Annotated in this window: 22 protein-coding genes; 6 read left to right on the top strand and 16 right to left on the bottom strand. The window is 72.9% G+C overall.

Annotated features, from left to right (window positions below; all coding sequences use genetic code 11):
* Positions 1–18 precede the first annotated feature (18 nt).
* Positions 19–1107: a DUF3533 domain-containing protein gene (locus ACFVT2_RS19575; protein WP_390019259.1), complete on the top strand. Its 1089-nt coding sequence runs from the start codon at positions 19–21 to the stop codon at positions 1105–1107.
* A gap of 141 nt (positions 1108–1248) precedes the next feature.
* On the opposite strand, the gene ACFVT2_RS19570 is transcribed toward ACFVT2_RS19575, so the two are convergent.
* Positions 1249–2019, bottom strand: a complete 771-nt coding sequence (locus ACFVT2_RS19570) for an SDR family NAD(P)-dependent oxidoreductase (RefSeq protein ID WP_390019256.1) — start codon at positions 2017–2019, stop codon at positions 1249–1251.
* 138 nt (positions 2020–2157) lie between these two features.
* Between ACFVT2_RS19570 and ACFVT2_RS19565 the strand changes: the two genes are divergently transcribed.
* Positions 2158–2904: a TetR/AcrR family transcriptional regulator gene (locus ACFVT2_RS19565; protein ID WP_390019254.1), complete on the top strand. Its 747-nt coding sequence runs from the start codon at positions 2158–2160 to the stop codon at positions 2902–2904.
* A 323-nt stretch (positions 2905–3227) separates the two neighbouring features.
* A complete protein-coding gene (locus tag ACFVT2_RS19560; protein WP_390019251.1) occupies positions 3228–3674 on the top strand; it encodes an SSI family serine proteinase inhibitor in 447 nt (148 codons plus the stop codon).
* A gap of 140 nt (positions 3675–3814) precedes the next feature.
* On the opposite strand, the gene ACFVT2_RS19555 is transcribed toward ACFVT2_RS19560, so the two are convergent.
* From ACFVT2_RS19555 to ACFVT2_RS19540, 4 genes are all read right to left on the bottom strand, one after another.
* On the bottom strand, positions 3815–4846 hold the full coding sequence (locus ACFVT2_RS19555) for a S1 family peptidase (RefSeq protein ID WP_390019399.1): 1032 nt from the start codon (positions 4844–4846) through the stop codon (positions 3815–3817).
* 485 nt (positions 4847–5331) lie between these two features.
* The gene (locus tag ACFVT2_RS19550; RefSeq protein WP_390019249.1) at positions 5332–6294 is read right to left on the bottom strand and encodes a slipin family protein; all 963 of its coding nucleotides are present in this window, start codon (positions 6292–6294) and stop codon (positions 5332–5334) included.
* A 190-nt stretch (positions 6295–6484) separates the two neighbouring features.
* Positions 6485–7396, bottom strand: coding sequence for a S1 family peptidase (locus ACFVT2_RS19545; RefSeq protein WP_390019246.1), 912 nt, complete (start codon positions 7394–7396; stop codon positions 6485–6487).
* Between the two features lie 366 nt (positions 7397–7762).
* Positions 7763–7987 carry a hypothetical protein gene (locus ACFVT2_RS19540; RefSeq protein WP_390019244.1) on the bottom strand — a complete coding sequence of 75 codons (225 nt, stop codon included), beginning with the start codon at positions 7985–7987 and terminating at the stop codon, positions 7763–7765.
* A gap of 46 nt (positions 7988–8033) precedes the next feature.
* Between ACFVT2_RS19540 and ACFVT2_RS19535 the strand changes: the two genes are divergently transcribed.
* Entirely contained in the window at positions 8034–8306 is a 273-nt protein-coding gene (locus ACFVT2_RS19535; RefSeq protein WP_390019242.1) for a hypothetical protein, read from the top strand.
* A gap of 355 nt (positions 8307–8661) precedes the next feature.
* On the opposite strand, the gene ACFVT2_RS19530 is transcribed toward ACFVT2_RS19535, so the two are convergent.
* From ACFVT2_RS19530 to ACFVT2_RS19500, 7 genes are all read right to left on the bottom strand, one after another.
* Positions 8662–10029 carry an LLM class flavin-dependent oxidoreductase gene (locus ACFVT2_RS19530; protein ID WP_390019240.1) on the bottom strand — a complete coding sequence of 456 codons (1368 nt, stop codon included), beginning with the start codon at positions 10027–10029 and terminating at the stop codon, positions 8662–8664.
* On the bottom strand, positions 10026–11102 hold the full coding sequence (locus tag ACFVT2_RS19525) for an LLM class flavin-dependent oxidoreductase (RefSeq protein WP_390019237.1): 1077 nt from the start codon (positions 11100–11102) through the stop codon (positions 10026–10028). Before ACFVT2_RS19525 ends, ACFVT2_RS19530 begins: the two co-directional genes overlap by 4 nt.
* Before the next feature lie 41 nt (positions 11103–11143).
* Positions 11144–12112: an ABC transporter substrate-binding protein gene (locus ACFVT2_RS19520; protein ID WP_390019235.1), complete on the bottom strand. Its 969-nt coding sequence runs from the start codon at positions 12110–12112 to the stop codon at positions 11144–11146.
* A 104-nt stretch (positions 12113–12216) separates the two neighbouring features.
* The gene (locus ACFVT2_RS19515) at positions 12217–12978 is read right to left on the bottom strand and encodes an amino acid ABC transporter ATP-binding protein (RefSeq protein WP_390019232.1); all 762 of its coding nucleotides are present in this window, start codon (positions 12976–12978) and stop codon (positions 12217–12219) included.
* Positions 12975–13907, bottom strand: a complete 933-nt coding sequence (locus ACFVT2_RS19510; protein ID WP_390019230.1) for an amino acid ABC transporter permease — start codon at positions 13905–13907, stop codon at positions 12975–12977. The genes ACFVT2_RS19515 and ACFVT2_RS19510 overlap by 4 nt, the downstream gene beginning before the upstream one ends.
* Entirely contained in the window at positions 13891–15795 is a 1905-nt protein-coding gene (locus tag ACFVT2_RS19505; RefSeq protein ID WP_390019228.1) for an FAD/NAD(P)-binding protein, read from the bottom strand. The genes ACFVT2_RS19510 and ACFVT2_RS19505 overlap by 17 nt, the downstream gene beginning before the upstream one ends.
* Positions 15792–16655, bottom strand: coding sequence for an amino acid ABC transporter permease (locus ACFVT2_RS19500; protein WP_390019225.1), 864 nt, complete (start codon positions 16653–16655; stop codon positions 15792–15794). Before ACFVT2_RS19500 ends, ACFVT2_RS19505 begins: the two co-directional genes overlap by 4 nt.
* A 488-nt stretch (positions 16656–17143) precedes the next feature.
* Here ACFVT2_RS19500 and ACFVT2_RS19495 point away from each other — a divergent pair, with 488 nt between their 5' ends.
* A complete protein-coding gene (locus ACFVT2_RS19495) occupies positions 17144–17650 on the top strand; it encodes a GNAT family N-acetyltransferase (RefSeq protein WP_390019223.1) in 507 nt (168 codons plus the stop codon).
* The gene (locus tag ACFVT2_RS19490) at positions 17647–18597 is read left to right on the top strand and encodes an ABC transporter substrate-binding protein (protein WP_390019220.1); all 951 of its coding nucleotides are present in this window, start codon (positions 17647–17649) and stop codon (positions 18595–18597) included. Before ACFVT2_RS19495 ends, ACFVT2_RS19490 begins: the two co-directional genes overlap by 4 nt.
* 109 nt (positions 18598–18706) lie before the next feature.
* Here ACFVT2_RS19490 and ACFVT2_RS19485 read toward each other — a convergent pair whose 3' ends face one another.
* The 4 genes from ACFVT2_RS19485 to ACFVT2_RS19470 are packed head-to-tail and all read right to left on the bottom strand — an operon-like array spanning position 18707 to position 22557.
* Entirely contained in the window at positions 18707–19309 is a 603-nt protein-coding gene (locus tag ACFVT2_RS19485; protein ID WP_390019217.1) for an ATP/GTP-binding protein, read from the bottom strand.
* Positions 19293–19634, bottom strand: coding sequence for a DUF742 domain-containing protein (locus tag ACFVT2_RS19480; RefSeq protein ID WP_390019214.1), 342 nt, complete (start codon positions 19632–19634; stop codon positions 19293–19295). The genes ACFVT2_RS19485 and ACFVT2_RS19480 overlap by 17 nt, the downstream gene beginning before the upstream one ends.
* A complete protein-coding gene (locus ACFVT2_RS19475) occupies positions 19631–20056 on the bottom strand; it encodes a roadblock/LC7 domain-containing protein (RefSeq protein ID WP_100607090.1) in 426 nt (141 codons plus the stop codon). Before ACFVT2_RS19475 ends, ACFVT2_RS19480 begins: the two co-directional genes overlap by 4 nt.
* On the bottom strand, positions 20053–22557 hold the full coding sequence (locus tag ACFVT2_RS19470) for a nitrate- and nitrite sensing domain-containing protein (RefSeq protein ID WP_390019211.1): 2505 nt from the start codon (positions 22555–22557) through the stop codon (positions 20053–20055). Before ACFVT2_RS19470 ends, ACFVT2_RS19475 begins: the two co-directional genes overlap by 4 nt.
* Positions 22558–22733: the final 176 nt, after the last annotated feature.

The following is a 22733-nucleotide window of genomic DNA, read 5'->3' as shown; positions in this document are numbered from 1 at the left end:
CCCAGAACGGAGCGGCGCATGGCCACGACCGACGACGGCACCGGCCTCACCTTCGCCCAGGAAGTGCGGAGCGCGGTGACGGCCCGGGCGGCGCTCCTGGTGATCGGGGTGCTGGGCCTGATGGTCGCGTTCATCACGTCGTACGCCGGCGCCTTCCACCGCCCGAAGCCGGACCGGGTGCCCCTCGCCGTGGTCGCTCCCGCCCAGGTCCGCGGGGAACTGGTGAACAAGCTCGACCGGCTGCCCGGCGCACCACTGGACCCGCGCCCGGTGGCCTCCGAAGGGGCCGCCCGGCGCCAGATCGACGACCGCACCCTCGACGCCGCGCTGATCGTCGATCCGCGCGGTACGACCGACCGGCTGCTGGTCGCCAGCGGCGGCGGCGCCTCGCTCTCGCAGGCGGTCGAACTGGTCGTGACGGCGGCCGAGAAGCAGCAACGGCGGACCGTCCGCACCGAGGACGTGATCCCGGCCGACGCCGGCGACGGCCGCAGCCTGTCGTCCTTCTACCTGGTCGTGGGGTGGTGCGTCGGCGGCTATCTGTGCGCCGCGATCCTGGCGATCAGCGCCGGGGCGCGCCCGGCCAACCGGCAGCGGGCGGTCATCCGGCTGGCCGCGCTGGCGCTCTACGCGATCGCCGCCGGGCTGGCCGGGGCGATCGTGGTCGGCCCGGTCCTCGGCGCGCTGCCCGGCAGCCTCTTCGGACTGTGGGGGCTGGGCGCGCTGACCGTCTTCGCGGTGGGCGCCACCACCCTGGCCTTCCAGGGACTGCTGGGCATCATCGGCATCGGCCTGGCGATCCTGGTGATCGTGGTGTTCGGCAACCCGAGCGCGGGCGGCGCCTACCCGTATCCACTACTGCCGCCGTTCTGGCGGGCGATCGGCCCCGCGCTGCCACCGGGCGCCGGCACCTGGGCGGCGCGCTCGATCGCCTACTTCCGGGGCCGGGCCCTGACCGGACCGCTGTTGGTGCTCTCCGCCTGGGCGGTGGGCGGCGCGCTGGTCACCGTCGTCCTGGCGTCGCTGCGCCGGACGGCCGACGAGCCGACCGACGACGGAACGGCCGGCAACGGGACGGCCGGCGACGGGGAACGCCTGCCGGCCTGAGCGCCCCGCACGGACGACGGCGCCCCGCGCCTGCCACGCCCCTCCCGACGCGGCACGCACGGGGCGCCGTCCCTCATTCTCGTGGCCGCCGGCCCGCGGGTGATCCCTACGGACCGTCGGTTTCCGGCCGTCGCCGGTCCGTCACATGTGCGTACCGCCGTCGATGCGGATCTCCGTGCCGGTGACGAACGCGCCGTCCTCCGAGGCGAGCATCGCGATCACGCCGGCGACCGTCTCCGGGCCGGCGAAGCCCTGGCCGAGGGCCGGGGCGAGCTTCACGAACAGGCTCATGTCGGCGTCCTCCGGCAGCCCCGGGCCGCGGCCGGTGGTCATGTTGCTGGCGATGGAGCCCGGCGCCACGCACACCGCGCGCAGCCCCTGCTTGCTGTACTCGCTGGCGATGGCGTGGGTCATCGACTGGATGCCGCCCTTGCTGGCCGCGTACGCCGCCATGTACGGGTGGGCGAACGACGCGGAGGTGGAGCTGAAGTTGACGATCACCGGCGTCTGGCCCGCCAGCAGGGCCGGCAGCGACTCGCGGATCATCAGGAAGGTGCCGGTCAGGTTGACCGAGATGACCCTGTTGAAGAAGTCCAGCGTGGTCGCGTGGGTGTGTGCGGAGCGCAGGATGCCGGCCGCGTTGACCAGGACGTCCAGTCCGCCGAGGTGCGCCACCGCGGCGGCCACGCCGGACCGCACCGCGGCCTCGTCCGAGATGTCCAGCCGCGCGGTCTCCAGGCGGTCGGCGGTGCCGTCCGCGGCGGCCCGCTCGGCGGTGGCCGCCAGGCCCGCCTCGTCGACGTCCACCGCGACGACCCGGCCGCCCTCGGCGAGGATCCGGTGGGCGGTGGCCTGGCCGATGCCCGAGCCGGCTCCGGTGATCAGTGCGCGGCGTCCGTCAAAGCGGTTCATGATCCTGCTCCGTTCGTGAAGTGCCCCTTGGGGGCGACGTGCCTCTTGGGGCTCTGTCCGCACCGTACGCCCACTTGGCACGATGTGCCATATTCGCATGTCATGCCGATGCGCCACTGCGCTCCGTAAGCTGGGCCCATGCCCACCGCACCGCGCACCACAGCCGCGCCCACCCCCGCGCGTCCCTCCCTCACCGAGCGCCGCAAGGCCGAGACCCAACTGGAGATCGCCCGCACCGCGGCGGCCCTGTTCGCGGAGCGCGGCCCCGGGGTCACCGCCGACGAGATCGCCCGCACCTCAGGGGTCGCCCTGCGCACCTTCTACCGGTACTTCCGGACCAAGGAGGACGCGGTGGCCCCACTGCTCGCGGTCGGCGTCCGGCAGTGGATCGACGACCTGGCCGCCACCACCGCCGACCCGGACGCACCGCCGGCCCGGGCGGCACTGGAGCAGGCCGCCCGCCGGGCCCTGACCCCCACCGACGAAGCGGCCGCGGAGGCCCTGCGCTGGACCCGCGGGCTGCTGCGGGCGATGCCCGGCGACCCGGCGCTGCGCGCGGTCTGGCACCGCGTCCACCACGACTCCGAGGAGGAGCTGCGGGCGGTACTGGCGCGGCTCACCGGCGCCGGACGGCTGGAGGTGCGGCTGGCCGCGGCCGCCGCGAACACCGCGATGCGGGTCGCGGTCGAGGAGTGGGCCGCGGGCGACGAGCGAGCGGACGGCCCGCACGGCCCCGCGGAGCTGGTCGCCCGCGGCATGCGGGCGCTCACCGCGGGACTGCCCGACCTGGACGGGCACCCCGGCGGCACGGACCACGACGGTACTGACCGTGACAGCACGGACCACGACAGCACGGGCGACCTCCGCGGCGACGACAGGGCCTAGCCCCGCCGCCCGGCAGACCAGGATCGCCGGGCCGGAAAGGCCCCGCCCTTCGGCCAATCGCCGGAGATCGAAGCCCGCCCGAACGGCCGGTCGGCGGCCGGATCCCCTCTCCCCGGGGCGCCCCTGGCGCCACCGGAGGACCCCCATCCCCGCTGGCCGCACACCACCCCCGAGCACCCCGCTCCCCCGCCGCCGGGCGCATTCGCGCCATTACCCTCAGCTTTCACCTATCGACCGAAAGTGATCGGACCGCGTGCGTTTGAGATGCGGTTGGGCCAGACTCCCGTCCGGCATCTGCACCTACGAGCAAGGGAGTGTTCGTCATGCGGTACATCACTGGGGCGATAGCGATCGGTACGGCGCTGGTTCTGGGCGCGCTGTCCACCACCGCGCAGGCCGTCGCCGCACCGGCCAAGCCCGCCCGGACCGGCGGCCTCTACGCCGCCTCCGAGCTGGTACTGACGGTTGGTCAGGGCGAGACCTGGGCGACCGCCACGGTGGATCGCGCGGTGACGCTCAGCTGTATGCCGGGGGCCTCCGGCAGCCACCCGGCCCCGAAGTCCGCCTGCGCCCAACTCCGCGCGGTCGCCGGCAACTTCGACGCGGTGACCCAGAACGCGGCGGCCGGCGACCGGCTGTGTACGAAGGAGTGGGACCCGATCCTGGTCACCGCGGACGGCGTCTGGCAGGGCCGCAGAGTCGACTACACGCACGTCTTCGCCAACCCCTGCGCGATGGCGGGCGGCAAGGGCTCGGTCTTCGAGTTCTGACCCGCCCCCGAACGCTTCCCGAGGTGACCTCAGGAGCGTGGCGGCAGGGCGGCCCCGGCCGACGGCGGAAACCGGCCCCCGGACGAGGAGCGCGTCCGGGGGCCGGTGTCTGCCGTCGGCCGGGGGCCGGTCGGCGGGGGTCAGCCGATCTGTGCGCCGGTCGCCTGGAGGGCGGCCGGAACCGGCTGGAAGAAGGTCTCGCCACCGCTGGTGCAGTCGCCACTGCCGCCGGAGGTGAGGCCGAGGGCGCTCTCGCCGTCGAAGAGGGCGCCGCCGCTGTCACCGGGCTCGGCGCAGACGTCGGTCTGGATCAGCCCGTCGACCGTGCCCTCCTGGTAGTTGACGCTGGCGTTCAGCGCCTTGACGGTGCCGTCGTGCACCTGGGTGGTACTGCCACTGCGCTTCACCTTCTCGCCGACGGTGGCGTCCGCGGCCTTGGTGATCTTCTGGGTGCTGCCGTTGTAGAGGTCGACCTCGCTGGGGTGGTCGGTGCTGCCGGTGTACTTGGCGATCGAGTAGTCGTTGCCCGGGAACTTGGACGTCTCGGTGGTCGCGATCGTCTGACCGCCCTGCTGGTCGGACCACTCCTGGACGGCGTTGCCGCAGTGGCCGGCGGTCAGGATGTACGGCTGGCCGTCCTTGACCACGTTGAAGCCGAGCGAGCAGCGGGCACTACTGCCCCAGATCGCGTCGCCGCCGGCGATGAGGGGCTTGAACTCGCCCTTGCTGTGGCGGATTTCGACGGTGTCACCGAGGCCCTTGGCGACCTGGGTGAGCCGGTCCAGCTTGGCGCCCTTGACCGTGCGGTCGGCGGTCACCACGACCTTGTTGGCCCTGGGGTCCATCGCCCAGGCGGTGCCGGGGATGGTCGCCTTGGCGGTCAGCGTCCGCCGGGCCGCGTCGAGCTGGGCCATCGAGTGCTTGACGATTCTGGCCTCAGCGCCCTTGGCCCGGACGGTCGCGGCGGACGTCTCGTCCACGACGTTGACGACCAGCTTCTGCGCCGTGGCGTCGTAGAACGCGCCGGCCGTACCGGTCTTGAACTGGGACGCCAGGGTGGTCGCGGCGGCCGGCGAGAGCTTGGCCACCGAAGGGGCCGGAGCCGCATGGGCGTTGGCGAGGGTGACGGTCGCGGTGGCGGCGAGCGCGAGCGCGCCCGCGCTGGCCAGCATCGCGCGGCGGTGGGGTATGCGTCGGTGCGTCAACTCAGAGCCTCCCGTGGGGGGATGGGCCCGGACTGTGGGGAGTCATGCGGGCCCAAGAGCGAGGTGTGAGGTACCGAGCACAGACGGGTCGGCCCCGTGGCAGCCACCGCGGGGAGTCGCGTCCATGCCAACTGAGCCGAGTATTCCCACCCGTCCCACTCGTGCACAAGACCGGGTTCCGGTCTCAGGTACGGGAGTTCACGTTTTCACCACATGTCGTTCACGCCGATATGCGCGCACCGGAGTCCTGAGTGCGGACATCAGAGGGCACGCGCAGCGGTCGGCGGCGCCCGAAGTGTGAGGGCCACGGCTGTCCGGAAAACGTCCCCGGAATTCCACGCCCGGCCGCGGGCCCGGCGCCGGCCGCACGGACGGCGGGCAGCGACGGGCAGCGACAGACGCCCGTCGTACCGCGGTACGACGGGCGTCTGTGACGGTGTTACAGCGGGCCGCTACCCGAGGCGCTCGGCCTCCGGGAGGTCCTCCAGCGCCGGAAGGACGTCGCTGACGTGGCCGTTCTCCACCGGGGCCGGAGTCGGGGCCGCAGCCGGGGGCTGGGCCGGGGCCGGCGGCGGGCCGGCGTCACCGCTGGCCGCCCGCTGCGCACGGGCCCGTTGGGTCTCCGCTTCCACCTGTACGGTCTGCGCCTCGGCCTGGAGGCCGGAGCGCTCCAGGAACCGCAGCAGCTCCACGGGGAAGGGCAGGACGAGGGTGGAGTTCTTCTCGGCGGCGACCGCCACCACGGTCTGCAGCAGCCGCAGTTGCAGCGCCGCGGGCTGGTCGGACATGGCCGCGGCGGCCTCGGCCAGCTTCCGGGACGCCTGGAGCTCGGCATCGGCGTTGATCACCCGGGCCCGGCGGTCCCGGGTGGCCTCCGCCTGGCGGGCCATCGAGCGCTTCATCGTCTCCGGCAGCGAGACGTCCTTGATCTCGACCCGGTCGACGCTCACTCCCCAGCCGATGGCCGGGGAGTCCATCATCAGCTCCAGGCCCTGATTGAGCTTCTCGCGGTTCGACAGCAGGTCGTCCAGCTCGCTCTTGCCGATGATCGACCGCAGCGAGGTCTGGGCCATCTGGGAGACCGCGAAGCGGTAGTCCTCCACCTCGACGATGGCGTCGGCGGCGTCGACGACCTTGAAGTAGACCACCGCGTCCACCCGGACCGTGACGTTGTCCCGGGTGATGCCCTCCTGGGCGGGCACCGGCATCGTGACGATCTGCATGTTGACCTTACGCATCCGGTCGACGGCCGGGATGATCATGGTGAAGCCCGGACCGCGCACCGGGGACGTCAGCCGCCCCAGCCGGAGCACCACACCGCGTTCGTACTGCTTGACCACGCGCGCCGCGGCCATCACATAGACCGTTCCCGCGGAGGCCAGCGCCACCCCGGCCGCTACCAGTTCTCCGACCATCACGGCTCCCTGACGTGTGCCGTTGCGACGCGTACGGGTCGTGTACGGATACGTCGCGTTCAGTCGCTTTTGCCTCCATGGTAGGCCCGGCCCGCAGGCCGGTCGAGGCTCGCGGCGGGCCCGCTGTCGGGCCCCCGCCGGCCGGTCGGCGGGGACCCTCCTGCCATCGCGACCGATCGGCCTCAGCCGGTCAGTAGACGCTCACGCCGTACGCGCTGAGCGCCTCGATGACGGGCTGGAAGAAGGTGGTGCCGCCGCTGGTGCAGTCGCCGCTGCCGCCGGAGGTCAGGCCCAGCGCCTTGGTGCCCGCGTAGAGGGGACCGCCGCTGTCACCGGGCTCGGCGCAGACCGTGGTCCGGATGAGGCCGGAGACGATGTCGCCGCTGCCGTAGTTCACCGTGGCGTTCAGGGCGGTGACCTTGCCGCTGTGGGTGCCGGTGGTGGAGCCGCGACGGGTGACCGTCTGGCCGACCGTGGGGTTCCCGGCGCTGGTGATGTCCTGGCTGCCGACCGTACCGGCGTGCGCCACCGAGGCGTTGGTGTACTTCACGATGCCGTAGTCGTTGCCGGGGAAGCTGGAGCCGGTGGTCGGCCCGATGCTGGTGGTGTCGGAGGAGTTGGTGTACCAGGGCGGCTTGCCTTCGGTGCAGTGACCGGCCGTCAGGAAGTAATAGGTGCTGCCGCTGCGCACGTTGAAGCCGAGCGAACAACGCCAGCTGGGCGCGTAGATGGCGTCGCCGCCGGAGATCAGCTTGCGGATCCTGCCCGCGGTGCGCTCGATCCGGACCGCGCCGGCGTTGCTCCCCGCGGCCTGCTGGATCTTGGCGATCTGGGCCTTGGAGACGGTGCTGTCGGCGGTGACGACCAGGGTGTGGGTCGCCGGGTCGACCCGCCAGGCGGTGCCCGCGACGTCCGCGGTGCGGACCGCGTTGCCCGCGGCGGTGAGCTGGGCGGCGCTGAACGTCGTGACGGGGGCGGGGGTCTGGGCGCCGGCGGCGGTCGGGAGGGCGATGGCGCCGACGGCCACCAGTCCGGACGCCACGGCGATCAGCCGGGTGCGTCTCGCCACGCCGCTACGGGGGGTGGTGCGCTCGTTCCTCACTGATTCCTCCGAGGGGGATCGGGGGCCGCCGGCGGGCGGCCCGTGAGGCGCAGCCGAAGGGCACGCGGGCGCATGCGGGGAGACCCCCCGCGGTCTTTGCGTGCCCCTGACAAACGCTCGCTGAGCGGGAGTGTCCGGCGCCCGACCCCCGCGGCGCAAGAGGGCCGCCCCGATCCCACACCCCGCACACCACCCCGCCGCGCGCCCCCGACGCGCCGCCCCAGTCCCCTCGCCCTTCCCCACTTAGCACGGAGGCGCGACCGGCCCACAGGGAGGAACGGACCGGATTGTGGCGGTAGTTCGGCGACGCACCGGCAGAACGGTTCCACCGATGGCGCCGACCGAGCTGACTGAGCTGAGGCTCTTTCAGATCCCGATCCCGACCAAGGCGCCAAGGTTCGTTTCGTAGCCCCCGCCTTGGTCGGCGCCGGTGTCCGCGGAGGCAACGGAGGTCGCTCCGAGCGAGAACAGGGCGGCCATCAGGGGAACCGCAACGAGTCGAAGAACGCGACGGCGATCCGTGGAAGCTCCCGGGGCCGGGCGCTTGCGGTCGGCGTCGTGGGTGATCTCTGCCAGGGCTGTGAGGTCCATGCGACATGAGGTAGTGCATACGCGTGCGTCTCGCGCAGGGCGCGCCGTGGCTGCTTCGGGCGAGGACACCTTTGGCGGTAGGGCGAGATGGTCGGCGACTTCAGCGCGGTGGACGCCGTGTCCGCACTCCGGCGGTCCTTCTCGCCACCGTCAACTCCGGCCCCCTCGCCCCAAGGACGCCACCTGCGCCTACACCACCGACCGGGCCTCGACGAAACTCCGCTGGGCCCTCACCGCCGACCGCGCCGAGAAGGACGCCCTGGCCAAGATCGCGGCAGGGCACCCGGACTCGACGGTCGGCTGCGCCCCGGCACCGTAGCCGGCCCGCTCCCGGTGGTCAGGTGTGCGAAGCGGCCTCGCCGATCCGATATGATCATGGAAAGACGTCCACCATCCGGTGGGAAATGCAGGTGCAAGGCCTGCCGGGCGCTCCACCAGAAGGTCCCCTCCCCGCACGGGGAGGGGACCTTCGCCGTTGGCGCCCGCGCCCTGGCCTGGCGCGGGCGGACCATACGGCCGGGTGACCACGGCCAGGTGACGACGGCCCGGTCACCACGGTCAGGTGACGACGGCCGGGTGGCCACGACCCGGTGCCCGCCGCGCCGCTCCGGTCGCTCCGGCCACTCCTGCCGCGCCTCGACGGCGTCCGGCTGGGGAGGGTGCTGCTGGTCAGCTCAGTCCTTCCGTGTGGGGCGGACCGGATCCGGCAGTTCCAAATGGGAGCGCAGGGTGTTCCCGGTGTATTCCGTGCGGTACACGCCGCGCTCCTGGAGCAGCGGGACGACCCGCGCCACGAACGGGTCGAGCCCGCCGGGCGTGAGGTGCGGCACGAGGATGAAACCGTCGGCGGCGTCGCTCTGCACGAAGGCATCCATCTCGCGGGCGACGCTCTCCGGGGTGCCGACGAAGGACTGCCGCCCGGTGGTCTCGATGACGGTCTCCCGGATGGACAGCCCCTTGGCGCGGGAGAGTTCCCGCCACCTGTCGGCGACCGCCTTCGGGTCGGCGATCCGGACCCGGCCCTGGGCCAGCTCGCCGTCGGGGTCCGGGTCGATGTCCGGCAGCGGCCCGTCGGGGTCGTAGGAGGACAGGTCCACTCCCCACACCTGCTCCAGCGCGAGCAGTGCGCTCTGCGGGGAGACCTGCTGCCGGCGGATCTCGGCGGCCTGCTCCTGGGCCTCGGCCGGGGTGTCGCCGAGGACGAAGGTGACCCCCGGCATGATCTTGAGGTCGGCGGGCCGCCGCCGGTACGCGGGGAGCCGGCGCTTGACGTCCGCGTAGAAGGCCCGGCCGGCCTCCAGTCCGCTGTGCCGGGTGAAGATCACGTCGGCGGCGGAGGCGGCGAACTCCCGTCCCTCGGCGGAGTCCCCGGCCTGGATGACGACGGGGTGGCCCTGCGGGCTGCGCGGGACGCCGAACTCGCCCCGGACGGTGAAGTGCCGGCCGCGGTGGTCGACCGGGCGCGGTGGCTCGCCGATCGGTCTGGAGTCCCACAACTCCCGTGCGGTGGCGAGGAATTCGGCGGCGCGGGTGTAGCGGTCGGCGCGGTCGAGGTAGCCGCCGCGCCGGAAGTTCTCCCCGGTGAAGGCGTCGGAGGTGGTGACGACGTTCCAGGCCGCCCGGCCGCCGCTGAGATGGTCCAGCGAGGCGAGCCGGCGGGCGAGTTCGTAGGGCTCGTTGAAGGTGGCGCTGACCGTGCCGGCCAGGCCCAGGCGTTCGGTGACCGCCGCCAGGGCGCTCAGCACGGTGAGCGACTCGGGCCGGCCGAGCACGTCGAGGTCGTGGATCCGCCCCTTGTGCTCGCGCAGCCGCAGCCCCTCGGCCAGGAAGAAGAAGTCGAACAGGCCGCGCTCCGCGGTGCGCGCCAGGTGCACGAAGGAGGCGAAGTCGATCTGGCTGCCGAGAGAGGGGTGACGCGCAGCGTCTCGGCCAGGGGTGGTGGTCGGGCTGGCGGGCGGGACAGCCCAGACGGTGGTGTTGTTGACGCCGGGGAAGTGCGCGGCGAGGTGGATCTGCTTGCGGGGACGGGGTTCCGGGCTCATCGACTGGCCTCCCGGGCGCGGGCGTAGATGCTGGCGGGGCGCGGCAGACCGAGGTGCGCGCGCAGGGTGGTGCCCTCGTAGGAGCGGCGGAGCAGTCCGCGTTCCCGCAGGAGCGGGACGGTGCCCTCGACGAGTCGGGTCAGGTCCCGGTCGGGGTCGGCGGGGCGCAGGTGGAAACCGTCGGCCGCGCCCTGGGCGAACCAGTCGCCGAGCAGGTCGGCGAGTCCGGCCGCGTCGGCCGGGGAGTGCAGCTCGACCGGCAGCGAGGCCAGCACCAGCAGCCGGCCGGGGTCGCGGCCGTGGGCCAGGGCGCGGGCGTGCAGTTCGGCGCGGGCGGCGCCGGCGGTCTGCGGGTCCTCGGCCCGGACCAGTGCGACATCGGCCCGGGCGGCGGCCACCTCCCGGCGGGCCGCCGCCACCTTCTCGGCTCCGCCGAGGCCGAGGGGACCTCCGTCGTCCGGCTCGCCGGTGTCCCCGGTCACCTCGACGACGGTCACCGGACGGCCCTGCGGCGGCCGGGGCACGATGGACGGCCCCCGGACCGAGAAGGCGCGGCCGGTGAAGTCGACGTGGTGCAGCTTGTCGCGGTCGACGAAGCGGCCGGTGGCCAGGTCGCGGATCTCCGCGTCGTCCTCCCAGCTGTCCCACAGCCGCCCGGCGACGTCGGCGACCTCATCGGCCTCGGGCCAGACCTCGGCGGCCGGGGCGGCCGGACGCCGCCCGACGAGCGCGGCCTCGGCCTCGGTGGTGGACACCTCCACCGTCCAACCGGCCCGGCCGCGGCTGACCCAGTCCAGGGTGGCCACGGCGGTGGAGACGTGGAACGGCTCGGTGTGGGTGGTGGTCACCGTGGGGACCAGCCCGATCCGTTCGGTGGCGGGCGCGATCCGGGCGAGCACCGCGAGCGCGTCCGGGCCGGGACCGCCGAAGCGGTCGCCGAGGGTGACGAAGTCCAGGGTGCCGCGTTCGGCGAGCCGGGCGAGGGCGGTGTGGTGGGCGGCGTCGTAGCGGGGCGGGACCTGCGGGGTGTCCAGCGCGACGGCCAGCCGCAGCGGGTGGTGGGGTTCGGGCATGGGGTGGGCCTTCCTGTGCGGTACGGGGCCGGGGCGCCGGGTCAGTTGGCGGTCCTGGGCAGGCCGGGCGGGTTGATCCGCGAGGTCGCGACGGCCTCGCCGGTCAGCCCCCAGCGGGCCAGCACCTTGGCGTAGCGGCCGTCGTCGATGACCTTCGTCAGGGCCGCGGCGTACGACGTGACCAGGCCGCTGCCCTTCCGGGTGGTGGCGGCGATCTCGCCCTGGAGGTGGGCGCCGCCACCGGAGAAGGTGCCGGCGATCTCGGTCTGGCCGGCGACGCCGACGTGGTAGGCGACGGACGGGTTGGGGCCGAAGTAGCCGTCGATCCGGCCCGATTGGAGCGCGAGGTAGACGTCCGAGGGCTTCTGGAAGTACTTGATGTCCACCGGTTTGCGGCCGGCCTTCTCGTCCGTCCTGCTCCAGTCGAGCAGGATCTTCTCCTGGTTGGTGCCGGAGCTCACCGCGATGGTCTTCCCCGCGACGTCCTGGGCGCCGCGGACCTTCCAGCCGCTGCCCTTCTTGACCTCCATCCCCAGCTGGTCGAGCCGGTAGGTGGCGAAGTCGTACTTGTCCTTGCGCTCCTCGGTGACGGTGACGTTGCTGAAGACCGCGTCGAGTTTGCCGCTGTCCAGGCCGACGAAGAGGTTCTCCCAGGACAGCGGCTCGAAGTGCGGCTTCAGTCCGAGGGTGTCGGCGACGAGGGTGGCCAGGTCCTCCTCGACGCCGATGAGGGTCTTGTCGTCGGTCGCGTAGAAGCTCAGCGGGGGGCTGCTCTCGGCGCCCACGCCGATCCGCAGTTCGCCGGTCTCCCGGACCCGGGCGGGCACCAGCGCGGCGCTCTTGGGGTCCTTGGTCCCGCGGATGCGGTGCTGCTCGGGGCCGATATTGATCTTCGGGCCGTGGTTCCCGGCGCTGACCTCCGTGCTCGCCGCATCGCCGGAGCCGCAGGCGGTGAGCAGGACGGAGCCGGCGGCGAGGGCGAGGGCGGCGGCGAGCGTACGGCGGATCACGGGGTGTCTCCTCGACAGCGGTACGGGCGGTACGGGCGGTACGCGGATGGCGGGGGCGGCGGGTGCGGCGTACCCAGGGCGCTCGGTGGGCGCGGCGGGCACGGTCACAGCACCTTGGAGAGGAAGGACCGGGTGCGCTCGTGGCGCGGGTGGTCGAGCACCTGCCCGGGCGGGCCCTGCTCGACGATCCGCCCGCCGTCCATGAAGACGACGGTGTCGGCGACCTCTCGGGCGAAGCCGATCTCATGGGTGACGACGATCATGGTGGTGCCCTGGTGCGCCAAGTCCCGGATGACGTCGAGGACTTCGCCGACCAGCTCGGGGTCGAGCGCCGAGGTCGGTTCGTCGAAGAGCAGCAGGGTGGGCTCCAGGGCCAGCGCCCGGGCGATGGCGACCCGCTGCTGCTGGCCGCCGGAGAGTTGCTTGGGGTAGGCGTCCGCCTTCTCCGTCAGGCCGACCCGGGTGAGCAGGCGGCGGGCAGCGGCCTCGGCCTCCTTGCGCGGGCGGCGCTGTACGGCGATCGGGGCCTCGACGAGGTTCTCCAACACCGTCAGGTGCGGGAAGAGGTTGAAGTTCTGGAAGACGAAGCCGATGCCGGTGCGCTGTTTGAGGACCTCCCGTTCCCGCAGCTCGTACAGCCGGTCGCCGGACCTCCGATAGCCCACCAGCGCCCCGCCGACGCTGATCCAGCCGCTGTCGACCTTCTCCAGGTGGTTGATGGTGCGCAACAGCGTCGACTTGCCCGAACCGGACGGCCCGAGCACCACCGTCACCTCGCCGGCCGCGACCTGAAGATCGATGCCGCGCAGCACCTCGGTGGCGCCGAAACTCTTGTGGACGGACCGGATTTCCACCATGGCGCTCATCGCGCGACCCCCTTGGCGTAGTGACGTTCGACGTAGTACTGAAGGACGGAGAGCACGGTGGTGAGGAGGATGTACCAGGCGGTGGCGACCATCAGCAGGGGCACCACTTGGCCGTTCCGTCCGTAGATGACCTGGACCTGGTAGAAGAGTTCGCCGATCGCCATCACGGAGACGATCGAGGTGCCCTTGAAGAGCGAGATCACCTCGTTGGTGGCGTTCGGCAGGATCGAGCGCATCGCCTGTGGCAGCACGATCCGGCGGAGTCGGCGCAGCCGGGGCAGCCCGAGCGCGGCGGCGGCCTCCAACTGGCCGGCGTCCACGGCCTGTACGCCGGCCCGGACGATCTCGGCGGCGTAGGCGGCCTGGTGCAGCGCCAGCCCGAGGACCGCCGCGCCCATCGCACCGACCAGTCCCATGGTGTCGAAGTGGAAGAAGCCGGGGCCGAACGGGATCCCGAAGTCCAGCCGCCGGTAGAGGTAGGCGAGGTTGAACCAGAACAGCAGCTGGACGATGAGCGGGATGGAGCGGAACGCCCAGATGTAGCCGAACGCCACCCAGCGCAGGAACGGGCTGGCGGACAGCCGCATCAGGGCCAGCACCAGGCCCAGCGCGAAGCCGAGGGCGGTGCCGTAGACGGTCAGTTGGAGGGTGACCCAGACCGCCTTCAGGATCGTGCCGTTGGCGAAGAACCGCGCGAACACCCCCCACTGCCATGCCGGGTTGGTGATCAGGCCGTGCGCGAACTGGGCGAGCAGCACCGCGGTCACCGCGACCCCCGCCCAGCGCCAGGGGTGGCGTACCGGGACGATCTTCAGGGCCGTCGGGTCGTCCGCCTCCGGTGGTCCGGCGCCCTGTGGGACGGGGCGGCCGGCCGCGGCGGATCCGGCGGGGGGCTCACGGGTGACGGCGGAATCACTGGTCAGCGGCATCGTCAGTCCTCGGGGTGAGTGCGGGGACCGGTACCGGTGGGGCGGTGCGGTCACGGAGGAAGGTGAGCAGGGCTCGCGCGCTCGCGTCGTTCTGCCGGAAGGCGGGCGCGTTGGTGCGGGGGCGGGTGAAGGCACCGCTGCCGCGGGCGTCGGTGTACGGGCCGAGGGCGAACCGGCGCGGGTGCGGGCGGCCGGCCAGGTCCAGGATCCGGCCGTCGGCGGGGTCGACGGCCAGCAGGCCGCCGGCCGTGGCGCGGGCGCCGTCGGCGTGCAGCGCGGCGAGCAGTCGGTCCCGGGTGCGGGCCACGGTCGGTTCCGGCAACCGCGCCTCCACCAGGGCCCGGGCCTCGGTCCACTCCCCCGGCAGGCTGGCGGACCCGGCCCGGAACACCCCGCGGGCCTCGTCGGCGGTGACGGTGAGCCCCGCGCCCAGGAAGCGCACCACCCCGGCCCGGGAGAGCGCCAGCAGCTGCCGCAGCCGGGGCCCGGGCGGCCCGGAGGCGAGGAAGCTGAAGAAGCCGTGCCACCAGGGCCCGTGGTCGCCGAGCCGGATCAGCTGGCCGTAGACCGACAGTAGCGCGAGGAAGACCGCCAGGTCGGGGCTGTGTGCGGGGTCGTGGCGGCGGGCCAGGTCGGCCTCGACATGGCCGCGCAGCCCCGCCTGGAGGGCCGCGCCGTCGGCGTAGCGGATCCCGTCCAACGGGTGGTCCAGCGCCTCCAGGTCGAGCCGGTCGGCCGGGTCGGGGACGGCGGCGGAGACCAGGGCCTGGAGGGCGGCGCTGCCGGGGTCGGCGGCGGCGTACTTCTCCTCGAAGTCCGGCCACGCCATCCGGGTGCGCGCGGCGTGCGCGGTGAACAGCCGGTGGTAGTGGGCGAAGCCCAACTCCTTGTCGATCAGCGGCCGGACGTCCCTTTGGAAGTCGATCCCCCCGGGCCGGGCGAGCAGTGCGTCGACCTCGGCGGGGCCGAAGAACCGCGGCAGCGGCGGCCGTGCGCCGGACGGCGGGTAGCCGATCTTGGAGTGGTAGGGGACGCCGCGCCGGGACCCGACGTGCAGCACCGGTTCCCGGCCGGAGGGGTGGTAGGTCAGCTCCCCGTCGCCGCCGGTGGTGTACGTCCCGCCGCGCCCCTCGGTCAGCAGCACCATCAGGTCGACGAAGGCCAGCCCGAAGCCGCGCACCAGGACCGGTTCGCCGGGCCGCAGCGCGCTCAGGTCGCTGTCGGCGGTGAACGCCGGCGGCAGATACGTCAGCCCGCTCCGGTCCGCGAAATCCGTCAACTCCCTTTCTTCCGACCGCGGTTGGGATTCCAGGTGACCCAACGTCAGCACCACCAGGTCTGCCGGAAGCGGTGCGGGGCGGCCCGCCAACCACACCTGCTGCCGCCCCTCGCGCGGCCCGGAGACCCGCAGCGCGGTCCCCCGGTGCTCGTGCACGGTGACCCGCGGCGGCAGCGCGGCCACCGCGTCCTCGTAGACCCAGCGGAGGTAGCCGCTCTGGAGCCGCCGCCCGGCGAAGTCCGTCGGGCCCAGCGCCGCCACGTCGTCGGCGAGACCGGACGGGGCGGCCAGCCGCCCGTCCCGCACCGCGCGGGCCCACTCGGCGAGCGAGGGACCGGGCCGCACCGGACCGGCCTGTTCGACGGTCTCGTCGGTGAACATGGTGACGTCCTCGGCCATGGAGTTCATCCACAGCAGCGGGGACTGCGCACGGCGCCAGATCCGGCCGCCGCCGGGCGGATGCGGATCGACCAGGTGCAGGTCGAGGGGCGCGTCGCCGTACAGCTCGGGGGCGTTGGCGGCGATCCGCTCCAGCACTCCGGTGCCCCGCGGGCCGGCGCCCACGATGACCACGGACGGCCGGACCCGGTTCCGCGCGGCCGGGCTCACCGGGCACCGGCCGTCCCGCGGGCGTAATGCCGCTCGATGAAGTGCTGGCCGACGCTGAGGACCGAGGTGACCAGGACGTACCAGAGGGTCGCCACCAGCAGCAGCGGGATGACCTGGTAGGTGCGGTGGTAGACCAACTGGACGGAGTAGAGCAGGTCCTGGACGGCGATGACGCTGACGATGGAGGTGCCCTTGAGGGTGCCGATCAGCATGTTCCCGGCCGGCGGCACGATCGACCGCATCGCCTGCGGCAGCACGATCCGGCGCAACCGCCGCCCGGCCCCCAGCCCCAGCGCCTGGGCGGCCTCCAACTGGCCCTTGTCGACGGAGAGGATGCCGCCGCGAACCACCTCGGCGGCGTACGCGGCCTCGTGCAGGGTCAGTCCGATGACCGCGACGGCGACCGGCGAGAGCAGATTGACGGTCTTGACGCCGAGGACGACCGGGTACAGCGCCCCGATGTTGAACCAGAACAACAGCTGCACCAGGATCGGCATCGACCGGAACAGCCAGACGTAGCCCCAACCGATGCCGCGCAGCACGGGGTTGCCGGACAGCCGCAGGACCGCGAGCAGGGTGCCCAGCGCGAAGCCCAGCACCATCACCACGACGGTCAGCCAGAGCGTCAGGCCCAGGCCGCGCAGTACGGCGGAGGTCAGGAAGTAGTCGGCGACCACGTCCCATTGGAAGGCGCGGTTGCGGACGACGGAGGCGAGGGCCAGTACCAGCAGGACGAGGAGGACGGCGGCGGTCGTCCACTGGCCGAAGCGGCGGCGCGGCACGATGCGCGGGGCGGGCGGCGCCGGCTCGGCGGGCGGCGCCGCGGACACGGCAGGGGCGTCGAGGGTGTCGGAAGGCATGCGAAGGCTCCGTGGATACGCGTCAGATCGATCACGGGAGTCGAGCGCCTTCACACAGGCAGATACGGGCCGCGCCCCTCAGCACGACCGGCCCTTGAGGCTATGGGGTCAACACGGCTCGCTGTCAAGGGCGTCCGGCCCGCCGGTCGCACTCTGAGCGATGGATCACTTCGCGGTTGACGCGGAAACGGATGCCTGTTCCACTTAGCCGTATGCATCCATGGCAGCGGCTGGTCACCCGGGACCACATCGACTTCGGTCGCGTGTGGTCGTCCTCCTGTTGAGCTGACCCCCTGCCCCTGAGGCCCGCCGCTCCAGGCCGGGCCGATTCCGCGGTTCTCCTTCCTTCCCGCCGCGCGCCTTCACACCCGCGCCGCCTCCCGGCGCACCCCTCCCTCGCTCTACCCTTTCCCCCGTCTTCGCCCCCCTTTGTTCATCCGGCACGCTCGTACGCCGTCGAGCGCTGCCACTGACCACGGAGGCGCCCGATGACCGCCGCGCCACGGCCGCCCCGTGCGGGCCGCCTGACGATCCATCACACCACCGTCACCGACCCGCTCGCCCGCCCCCTGTTGGACGAGCTGACCCACGAATACACCACCCGGTACGGCCGGCCCGTCGACCTCGACCAGGAGTACCCGGCCGCGGAATTCGCCCCGCCCGGGGGCGCGTTCCTGCTGCTCCTGGAGGACGGCAGCCCGATCGCCGGCGGCGCCTACCGCCGCTACGCCCCGGACACCGCCGAGCTCAAACGGATCTGGACGCACCACGCGCACCGACGCCGCGGACTGGCCCGCCGCGTCCTGACCGCCCTGGAGCAGCACGCCGCCGGCCGCGGCTACACCCGGATCCACCTCACCACCGGCCCCCGCCAGCCGGAGGCCAAACACCTCTACCTCGCGGCGGGTTACCGCCCCCTGTTCGACCTGACCGCCGACCCGGAGTCGATCGGCCCGCTGCCGTTCGAGAAGCACCTGGAGATCCCGCGCCCATGACCACCACCCGTACCTCCCGCACCGCGCTGCGCACCGCCGCGCTCCTGGCCACCGCGGCCCTGGCGGTCACCGGCTGCGGCGCGGACGGCACGGCCTCCGGCACCCAGGACGCCGGACCGGCCGCGAACGCCGAGGTCCCCACCACCGACGTGGTCTCCGCCGTACGGAAGGACCCGGCCGCCGCCCGGCTGCTGCCCGCCGATGTCCGCGCCCGCGGCACCCTCGCCCTGGCCAGCAGCGTCGGCACCCCACCCGGCGCCACCTACCTGCCCGACGGCAAGACCCTGGCCGGCCAGGACATCGACTTCGCGGACGCGGTCGGCAAGGTCCTCGGCCTCAAACTCACCCGGGAGGTGGCCAGCTTCGAGGCGATCCTGCCGGCGCTGGGCAGCGGCAAGTACGACGTGGGAACCGGCAACTTCGGCGTCACCGACGAACGCCGCAAGACCCTCGACTTCGTCACCTACATCAACGACGGCCAGGGCTTCGCGGCCCGCCGGGACAGCCCACTGAAGAAGATCACCGCACTGACCCAGCTGTGCGGCCTGACGGTGGCCACCGGCGCCGGCACCACCTTCGAGACCACGCTGGAGGAGAAGGCGCACCTGTGCAAGGACGCCGGGAAGCAGCCCTACGACGTCAAGACCTACGCCGACCAGGGCGCCCTGTGGATCTCGCTCCAACAGGGCCGCAGCGACGTGGTGATGAGCACCATCAACGGGCTGCGCTACGCCGTCACTCAGCAGCCGGGGCTGCGCTTCCTCAATGAGTTCAAACGCCTGGACGTCGGTTTCGCCTTCAAGAAGGGCACACCGCTGGCCCCCGCCTTCCAGGCCGCGGTCAACCGACTGAAGAAGGACGGGACGTACGACCGGATCCTGAAGAAGTGGGGCACCGGCCCCTCGGCCCTGGCGACCTCCCGGATCAGCCCGCCGGAAATCCGCTGACCGGACGGTCCGCCACACCGGCCACGGACACCCAAGGGGCGGGCGGCCCTCCCCCGGCCGTCAGCCGGGGGACCTCCGCGCCCACCCGCCCCGCACGGCCCGCCAGCGCTCAGCGGGCCAGCGCCCCCACCCGGGGCACACCGCCGGCCGCGTGGCGCAGCACGACCTGATCCATCAACGCCGCCAGCACATCGCGCACCGACGCCCGCTCCCGGGCGTCACAGGCGATCACCGGCACCGCGCCGTCGATGCCCAGCGCCTCCCGGACCTCCTCCAGCGCGAACTGCTGCGCACCGTCGAAGTGGTTGACCGCCAGCACGAACGGCATCCCGCGCTCCTCGAAGAAGTCCAGCGCCGGGAAGGAGTCCTCGATGCGCCGGGTGTCGACCAGCACGATCGACCCCAGCGCGCCCTCCACCAGGTCGTCCCAGAGAAACGAGAAACGGTCCTGGCCGGGCGTACCGAAGAGGTACAGCACGATCGACGGGTCGAGGGTGATCCGGCCGAAGTCCAACGCCACCGTGGTGGTGGTCTTGTTCTCCACGCCGACGAGCGAGTCCACCCCGACCGAGACCTGGGTGATGGCGGCCTCGGTGTCCAGCGGCTCGATCTCGGAGATCGCACCGATCAACGTCGTCTTGCCGACGCCCAGCCCACCACTGATGACGATCTTCACGGCGAGCGGTGCGGCCTTCTCAGAGCGCCCTGACATGGTCCCTGATCCTCTCCAGGACATGGAGCGGCAGCTCCTTGGGTTGTTGACAGACCAGCAGTCCACCGACGACGAGGTCGGCGATGAGCACCTTGGCGACGCCCAGCGGCACCCCGATCCCGGCGGCCACCTCGGCCACCGTCGTCGGCTGCGCGCACAGCGTCACGATCCGACGGCGCTCGAACTCCAGCGTCGCCGGCGGAGGTTCGGGCACCGCCACGACCAGCGTCTCCAGCCGCAGGCCGTCGTGCATCGGCTCGGCCCGCCCACCGGTCATGATGAACGGCCGGACGAACAGCGCGTCCTCCTCGGCTTCCTCGCTCATCGCGGCAGTACCTGCCGCAGATCCGCGATCAGCGTCGGGTTCAGCAGATCCCCGGCCCGCTCGGCCAGGACCGCCATCTCGTAGCCGACCAGCCCCAGTTCACCGGTCGAGTCGGCGAGCACGCCCAGGCAGCTGCCGTCCCGGATCGCCGAGACCAGCAGGAAACCGCGGCCCATCTCGATCATGATGAGCTTGACGCCGTCGAACTCGTAGCGCCGCGAGGCGCTGCGGGCCAGGCTCGACAGTCCCGAGACCACCGCGGCCAGATGGTCCGCGTCGGTCCGGTTCAGCCCCTCCGACACGGCGACCAGCAGGCCGTCCGAGGAGACCGCCACCGCGTCCCGCACCCCGTCCGTCTTGCGGACGAAGTTGGCCAGCAGCCAGTTGAAGGTCTGCGAATCGTTGTGGAGATCGACGCTCACTTCTGGTCCCCCTTCGTCGCGGCCTGCTCCGCCCGCTCCGCCTGCTCGTCCTGCCCGCGGCCCGGCACACCCCGGCCGCCGGCCCCCCGCTCCCGCTCCGTGGCCCGCTCGCGCTCCTTCTCCACGCTGATCCCGCCGCGCATATGGGCGCTGCGGAGGGTGGCGAGCATGCCGGAGACCTCGTCGGGCGAACGGTCCGGCGTCGATGCGGCCTCCTGCTGCCAACGCGGCGCCGCCGCCTCCTCGACCGCCGACTGGATGGCGCTGCGCTTGGCCCGCTTGACCAGTCCGTTGCGGGTGCGGGCCGCCGAGGCCCCGCGCGGCCCGGCCGGCGCGGCGGCCCCGGACTCCCGTTCCGCCCCCGCCTCCCGGGGCCGGGGCAGCGGCGCGGACCGCTCGCCGCCCGCCACGGGCCGTGCAGTACCCGGCCGTGCGGCGTCCGGCCGTGCGGCGTCCGCACCACCGTCCGCCGCCGTGGCGTGCTCGTCCGGCACCGCGCTCTCCTTCTCCTTCACCTTCGCCTTGGCCCGCGCCGGCCTCTCCGGTACGGCGGGGACCACCGGCGCCGCGGCCGACTCCGCGAGGTGCGCGGCCGGGATGAGCACCCGGGCGACGGTGCCGGCGGCCGGCGCCTCCCCGAGGCGGACCTCGATCCCGCACTTGCGGGCCAGTGCGCCGACCACGAAGTGGCCGAGGAACCGGGTGGGTTCGGCCATGAAGCTGGCGGCCCCGGAGAGCCGGACGTTGGCCTCGGCCATCGCCTGGGCGTCCATGCCGGTGCCGTGGTCCACGATCGCGACGAGGTAGCCGGCGCTGGTGCGGCGGCCCTCGACCTCCACGTCGGTGTCCGGCGGCGAGAAGCTCAGCGCGTTCTCGATCAGCTCGGCGAGCAGGTGGGAGATCTCCGAGACCACCGTGCCGCTGAGGAAGGCGGCGTCGACCCGGCGCAGCTTGACCCGGCGGTAGTCCTCGACCTCGGAGAGCGCCGCCCGGACCACGTCCGTGACGGACAGCGGAGTGGCCCAGGTCCGCGGGCTGGCCTCGCCGGCGAGCACCAGCAGGCTCTCGGCGTTGCGCCGCATCCGGGTGGCGAGGTGGTCCAGCTCGAAGAGGTTGGCGAGCGTCGTCGGGTCGGCGTCCTCGTGCTCCAGCTTGTTGATGAAGCTGATCTGCCGGCGGACCAGGTTCTGGTTGCGGCGGCCGAGGTTGACCAGCGACTCGGTGGCGTTGCGGCGCAGTACGGCCTGCTCGGTGGCGAGGTCGTAGGCGACCCTCTGCACCTGGTCGAAGGCGTCGGCCATCTGCTGGACCTCGGTGCCCGCGCCGCGCGGCACGGTCAGCGGTCGCAGCGGCTCCGGCTTGCCGGACTCGTTCTGGACCCGGGCCACGGCGGCCGGCAGCCGCTCCCCGGCGACCTCCCGGGCCTGCCGGGTCAGCGAGCCCAGCGGCCCGGCGACCGAACGGGCCGCGCCCACGGCCAGCGTCCCCAGGGCGAGCACCGAACCGACCGCGAGCGCCGCGAACAGCGCCAGGGTCCCTGCGGCGTCGCTCTCCAATACGGTCGCGCGGTCCTTGATGTCCGCGCCGAGGGCGATCTGGACGGTGCGCAGCCCGTTGATGGTGGCGGTGGCGGAGTCGTACCACGCGGCCGGCGGCACCTGCCCGTCCCTCGGCAGGGTGCCCCGCCCGGCGACGATCTGCTTCTCGTAGCCGAACAGTTCCCGGGCGGACGGCGTCGCCAGTGCGTCCTGCACCCGGCGCTCCTGGCGGGGACTGGCCCACTCCGGGAACTCCTCCAGCGAGGCCAGCCGCCCGGACCGGGTGGTCATGAAGCGGGTGTAGTCGTCGCCGATGAACCGCCCGGCGTGCAGCGAGCCGAGCACGATGGCCCGCTCCTGGCCGGTGAACTCCTTGGCGGTGCCGAGGACTTGCAGCGCCTGGTAGTCGGCCCGCAGCTGGGCGTCCCGGACCTCGACCAGCCCGGCCCCGATGCGGTTCAGCGCGGTGTTGGTGGCGGTGAAGTAGTCGTAGGTGCGCTCGACCTGCCCGGTGCCGCGGTCCGCCGCGGTCCGGATGCCCTGGAGGGCGTCGACCCGGCCCAGGCCCTGGCGCACAGCCTCGGCGGCGCTGTCCTGGCGGTCCGCCAACTCCTGCTGCACCTGGGCCAGCGCCTGGTCGGTGAGCTTGCGTTGCGCCAGCATCCGGTCGTGGAACTCGGCGATCCCGCCCACGTAGCCGGTGGTCAGGCCGCGCTCTTTCTGGTGTTCGTGGATGAAGCCCTGGAGCGCGTCGGAGAGGTGGGCGTCGGCTGCGGTGGTGCTGGCGTTCTCGTAGTCGCCGAGCTGTCGGGCGGCGGAGTAGCCCAGGAGCGCCAGGAGTATCACCAGGGCCACCGCGAGGATGCGGATGAGCTTGGCGCGGATGGTGCGGGGCGCCACGACCGTCGCCGTGAACGCCCTGCGGAGGCGCGGGATGCGCTCCTCCGTGATCGGTGTAGTCACGTGCTGATCTTTCGGAGTGAATGTAGAGGAACAGAGGTTTTTCTGTTCCGGTGTCAACGACACTCCGTTGGGTCAGTCACCCGATCATCGGGCTATATCGCGCAGCGTTGCCCAGACCCCGGACATATGCCCTGGTCCCACGCCCGAACCTACTCCGCAGTCGAATCCCTCCGACG

The sequence above is a fragment of the Streptomyces sp. NPDC058000 genome, assembly GCF_042886435.1.
Classification (GTDB): Bacteria; Actinomycetota; Actinomycetes; order Streptomycetales; family Streptomycetaceae; genus Streptomyces.
The sequence above is the reverse complement of the archived record's forward strand: the minus strand, read 5'-3'. Positions and strand labels throughout refer to the sequence as shown.

What these genes read in the sequence shown, in the direction of transcription:
- ACFVT2_RS19570 (WP_390019256.1), bottom strand. Translation starts at nt 2,019, where the DNA reads ATGAACCGCTTTGACGGACGCCGCGCACTGATCACCGGAGCCGGCTCG.
- ACFVT2_RS19480 (WP_390019214.1), bottom strand. Translation starts at nt 19,634, where the DNA reads ATGAGCGAGGAAGCCGAGGAGGACGCGCTGTTCGTCCGGCCGTTCATC.
- ACFVT2_RS19560 (WP_390019251.1), top strand. Translation starts at nt 3,228, where the DNA reads ATGCGGTACATCACTGGGGCGATAGCGATCGGTACGGCGCTGGTTCTG.
- ACFVT2_RS19530 (WP_390019240.1), bottom strand. Translation starts at nt 10,029, where the DNA reads ATGAGCCCGGAACCCCGTCCCCGCAAGCAGATCCACCTCGCCGCGCAC.
- ACFVT2_RS19510 (WP_390019230.1), bottom strand. Translation starts at nt 13,907, where the DNA reads ATGCCGCTGACCAGTGATTCCGCCGTCACCCGTGAGCCCCCCGCCGGA.
- ACFVT2_RS19500 (WP_390019225.1), bottom strand. Translation starts at nt 16,655, where the DNA reads ATGCCTTCCGACACCCTCGACGCCCCTGCCGTGTCCGCGGCGCCGCCC.
- ACFVT2_RS19540 (WP_390019244.1), bottom strand. Translation starts at nt 7,987, where the DNA reads ATGGACCTCACAGCCCTGGCAGAGATCACCCACGACGCCGACCGCAAG.
- ACFVT2_RS19565 (WP_390019254.1), top strand. Translation starts at nt 2,158, where the DNA reads ATGCCCACCGCACCGCGCACCACAGCCGCGCCCACCCCCGCGCGTCCC.
- ACFVT2_RS19575 (WP_390019259.1), top strand. Translation starts at nt 19, where the DNA reads ATGGCCACGACCGACGACGGCACCGGCCTCACCTTCGCCCAGGAAGTG.
- ACFVT2_RS19495 (WP_390019223.1), top strand. Translation starts at nt 17,144, where the DNA reads ATGACCGCCGCGCCACGGCCGCCCCGTGCGGGCCGCCTGACGATCCAT.
- ACFVT2_RS19550 (WP_390019249.1), bottom strand. Translation starts at nt 6,294, where the DNA reads ATGGTCGGAGAACTGGTAGCGGCCGGGGTGGCGCTGGCCTCCGCGGGA.
- ACFVT2_RS19485 (WP_390019217.1), bottom strand. Translation starts at nt 19,309, where the DNA reads ATGTCAGGGCGCTCTGAGAAGGCCGCACCGCTCGCCGTGAAGATCGTC.
- ACFVT2_RS19525 (WP_390019237.1), bottom strand. Translation starts at nt 11,102, where the DNA reads ATGCCCGAACCCCACCACCCGCTGCGGCTGGCCGTCGCGCTGGACACC.
- ACFVT2_RS19490 (WP_390019220.1), top strand. Translation starts at nt 17,647, where the DNA reads ATGACCACCACCCGTACCTCCCGCACCGCGCTGCGCACCGCCGCGCTC.
- ACFVT2_RS19515 (WP_390019232.1), bottom strand. Translation starts at nt 12,978, where the DNA reads ATGAGCGCCATGGTGGAAATCCGGTCCGTCCACAAGAGTTTCGGCGCC.
- ACFVT2_RS19555 (WP_390019399.1), bottom strand. Translation starts at nt 4,846, where the DNA reads ATGCTGGCCAGCGCGGGCGCGCTCGCGCTCGCCGCCACCGCGACCGTC.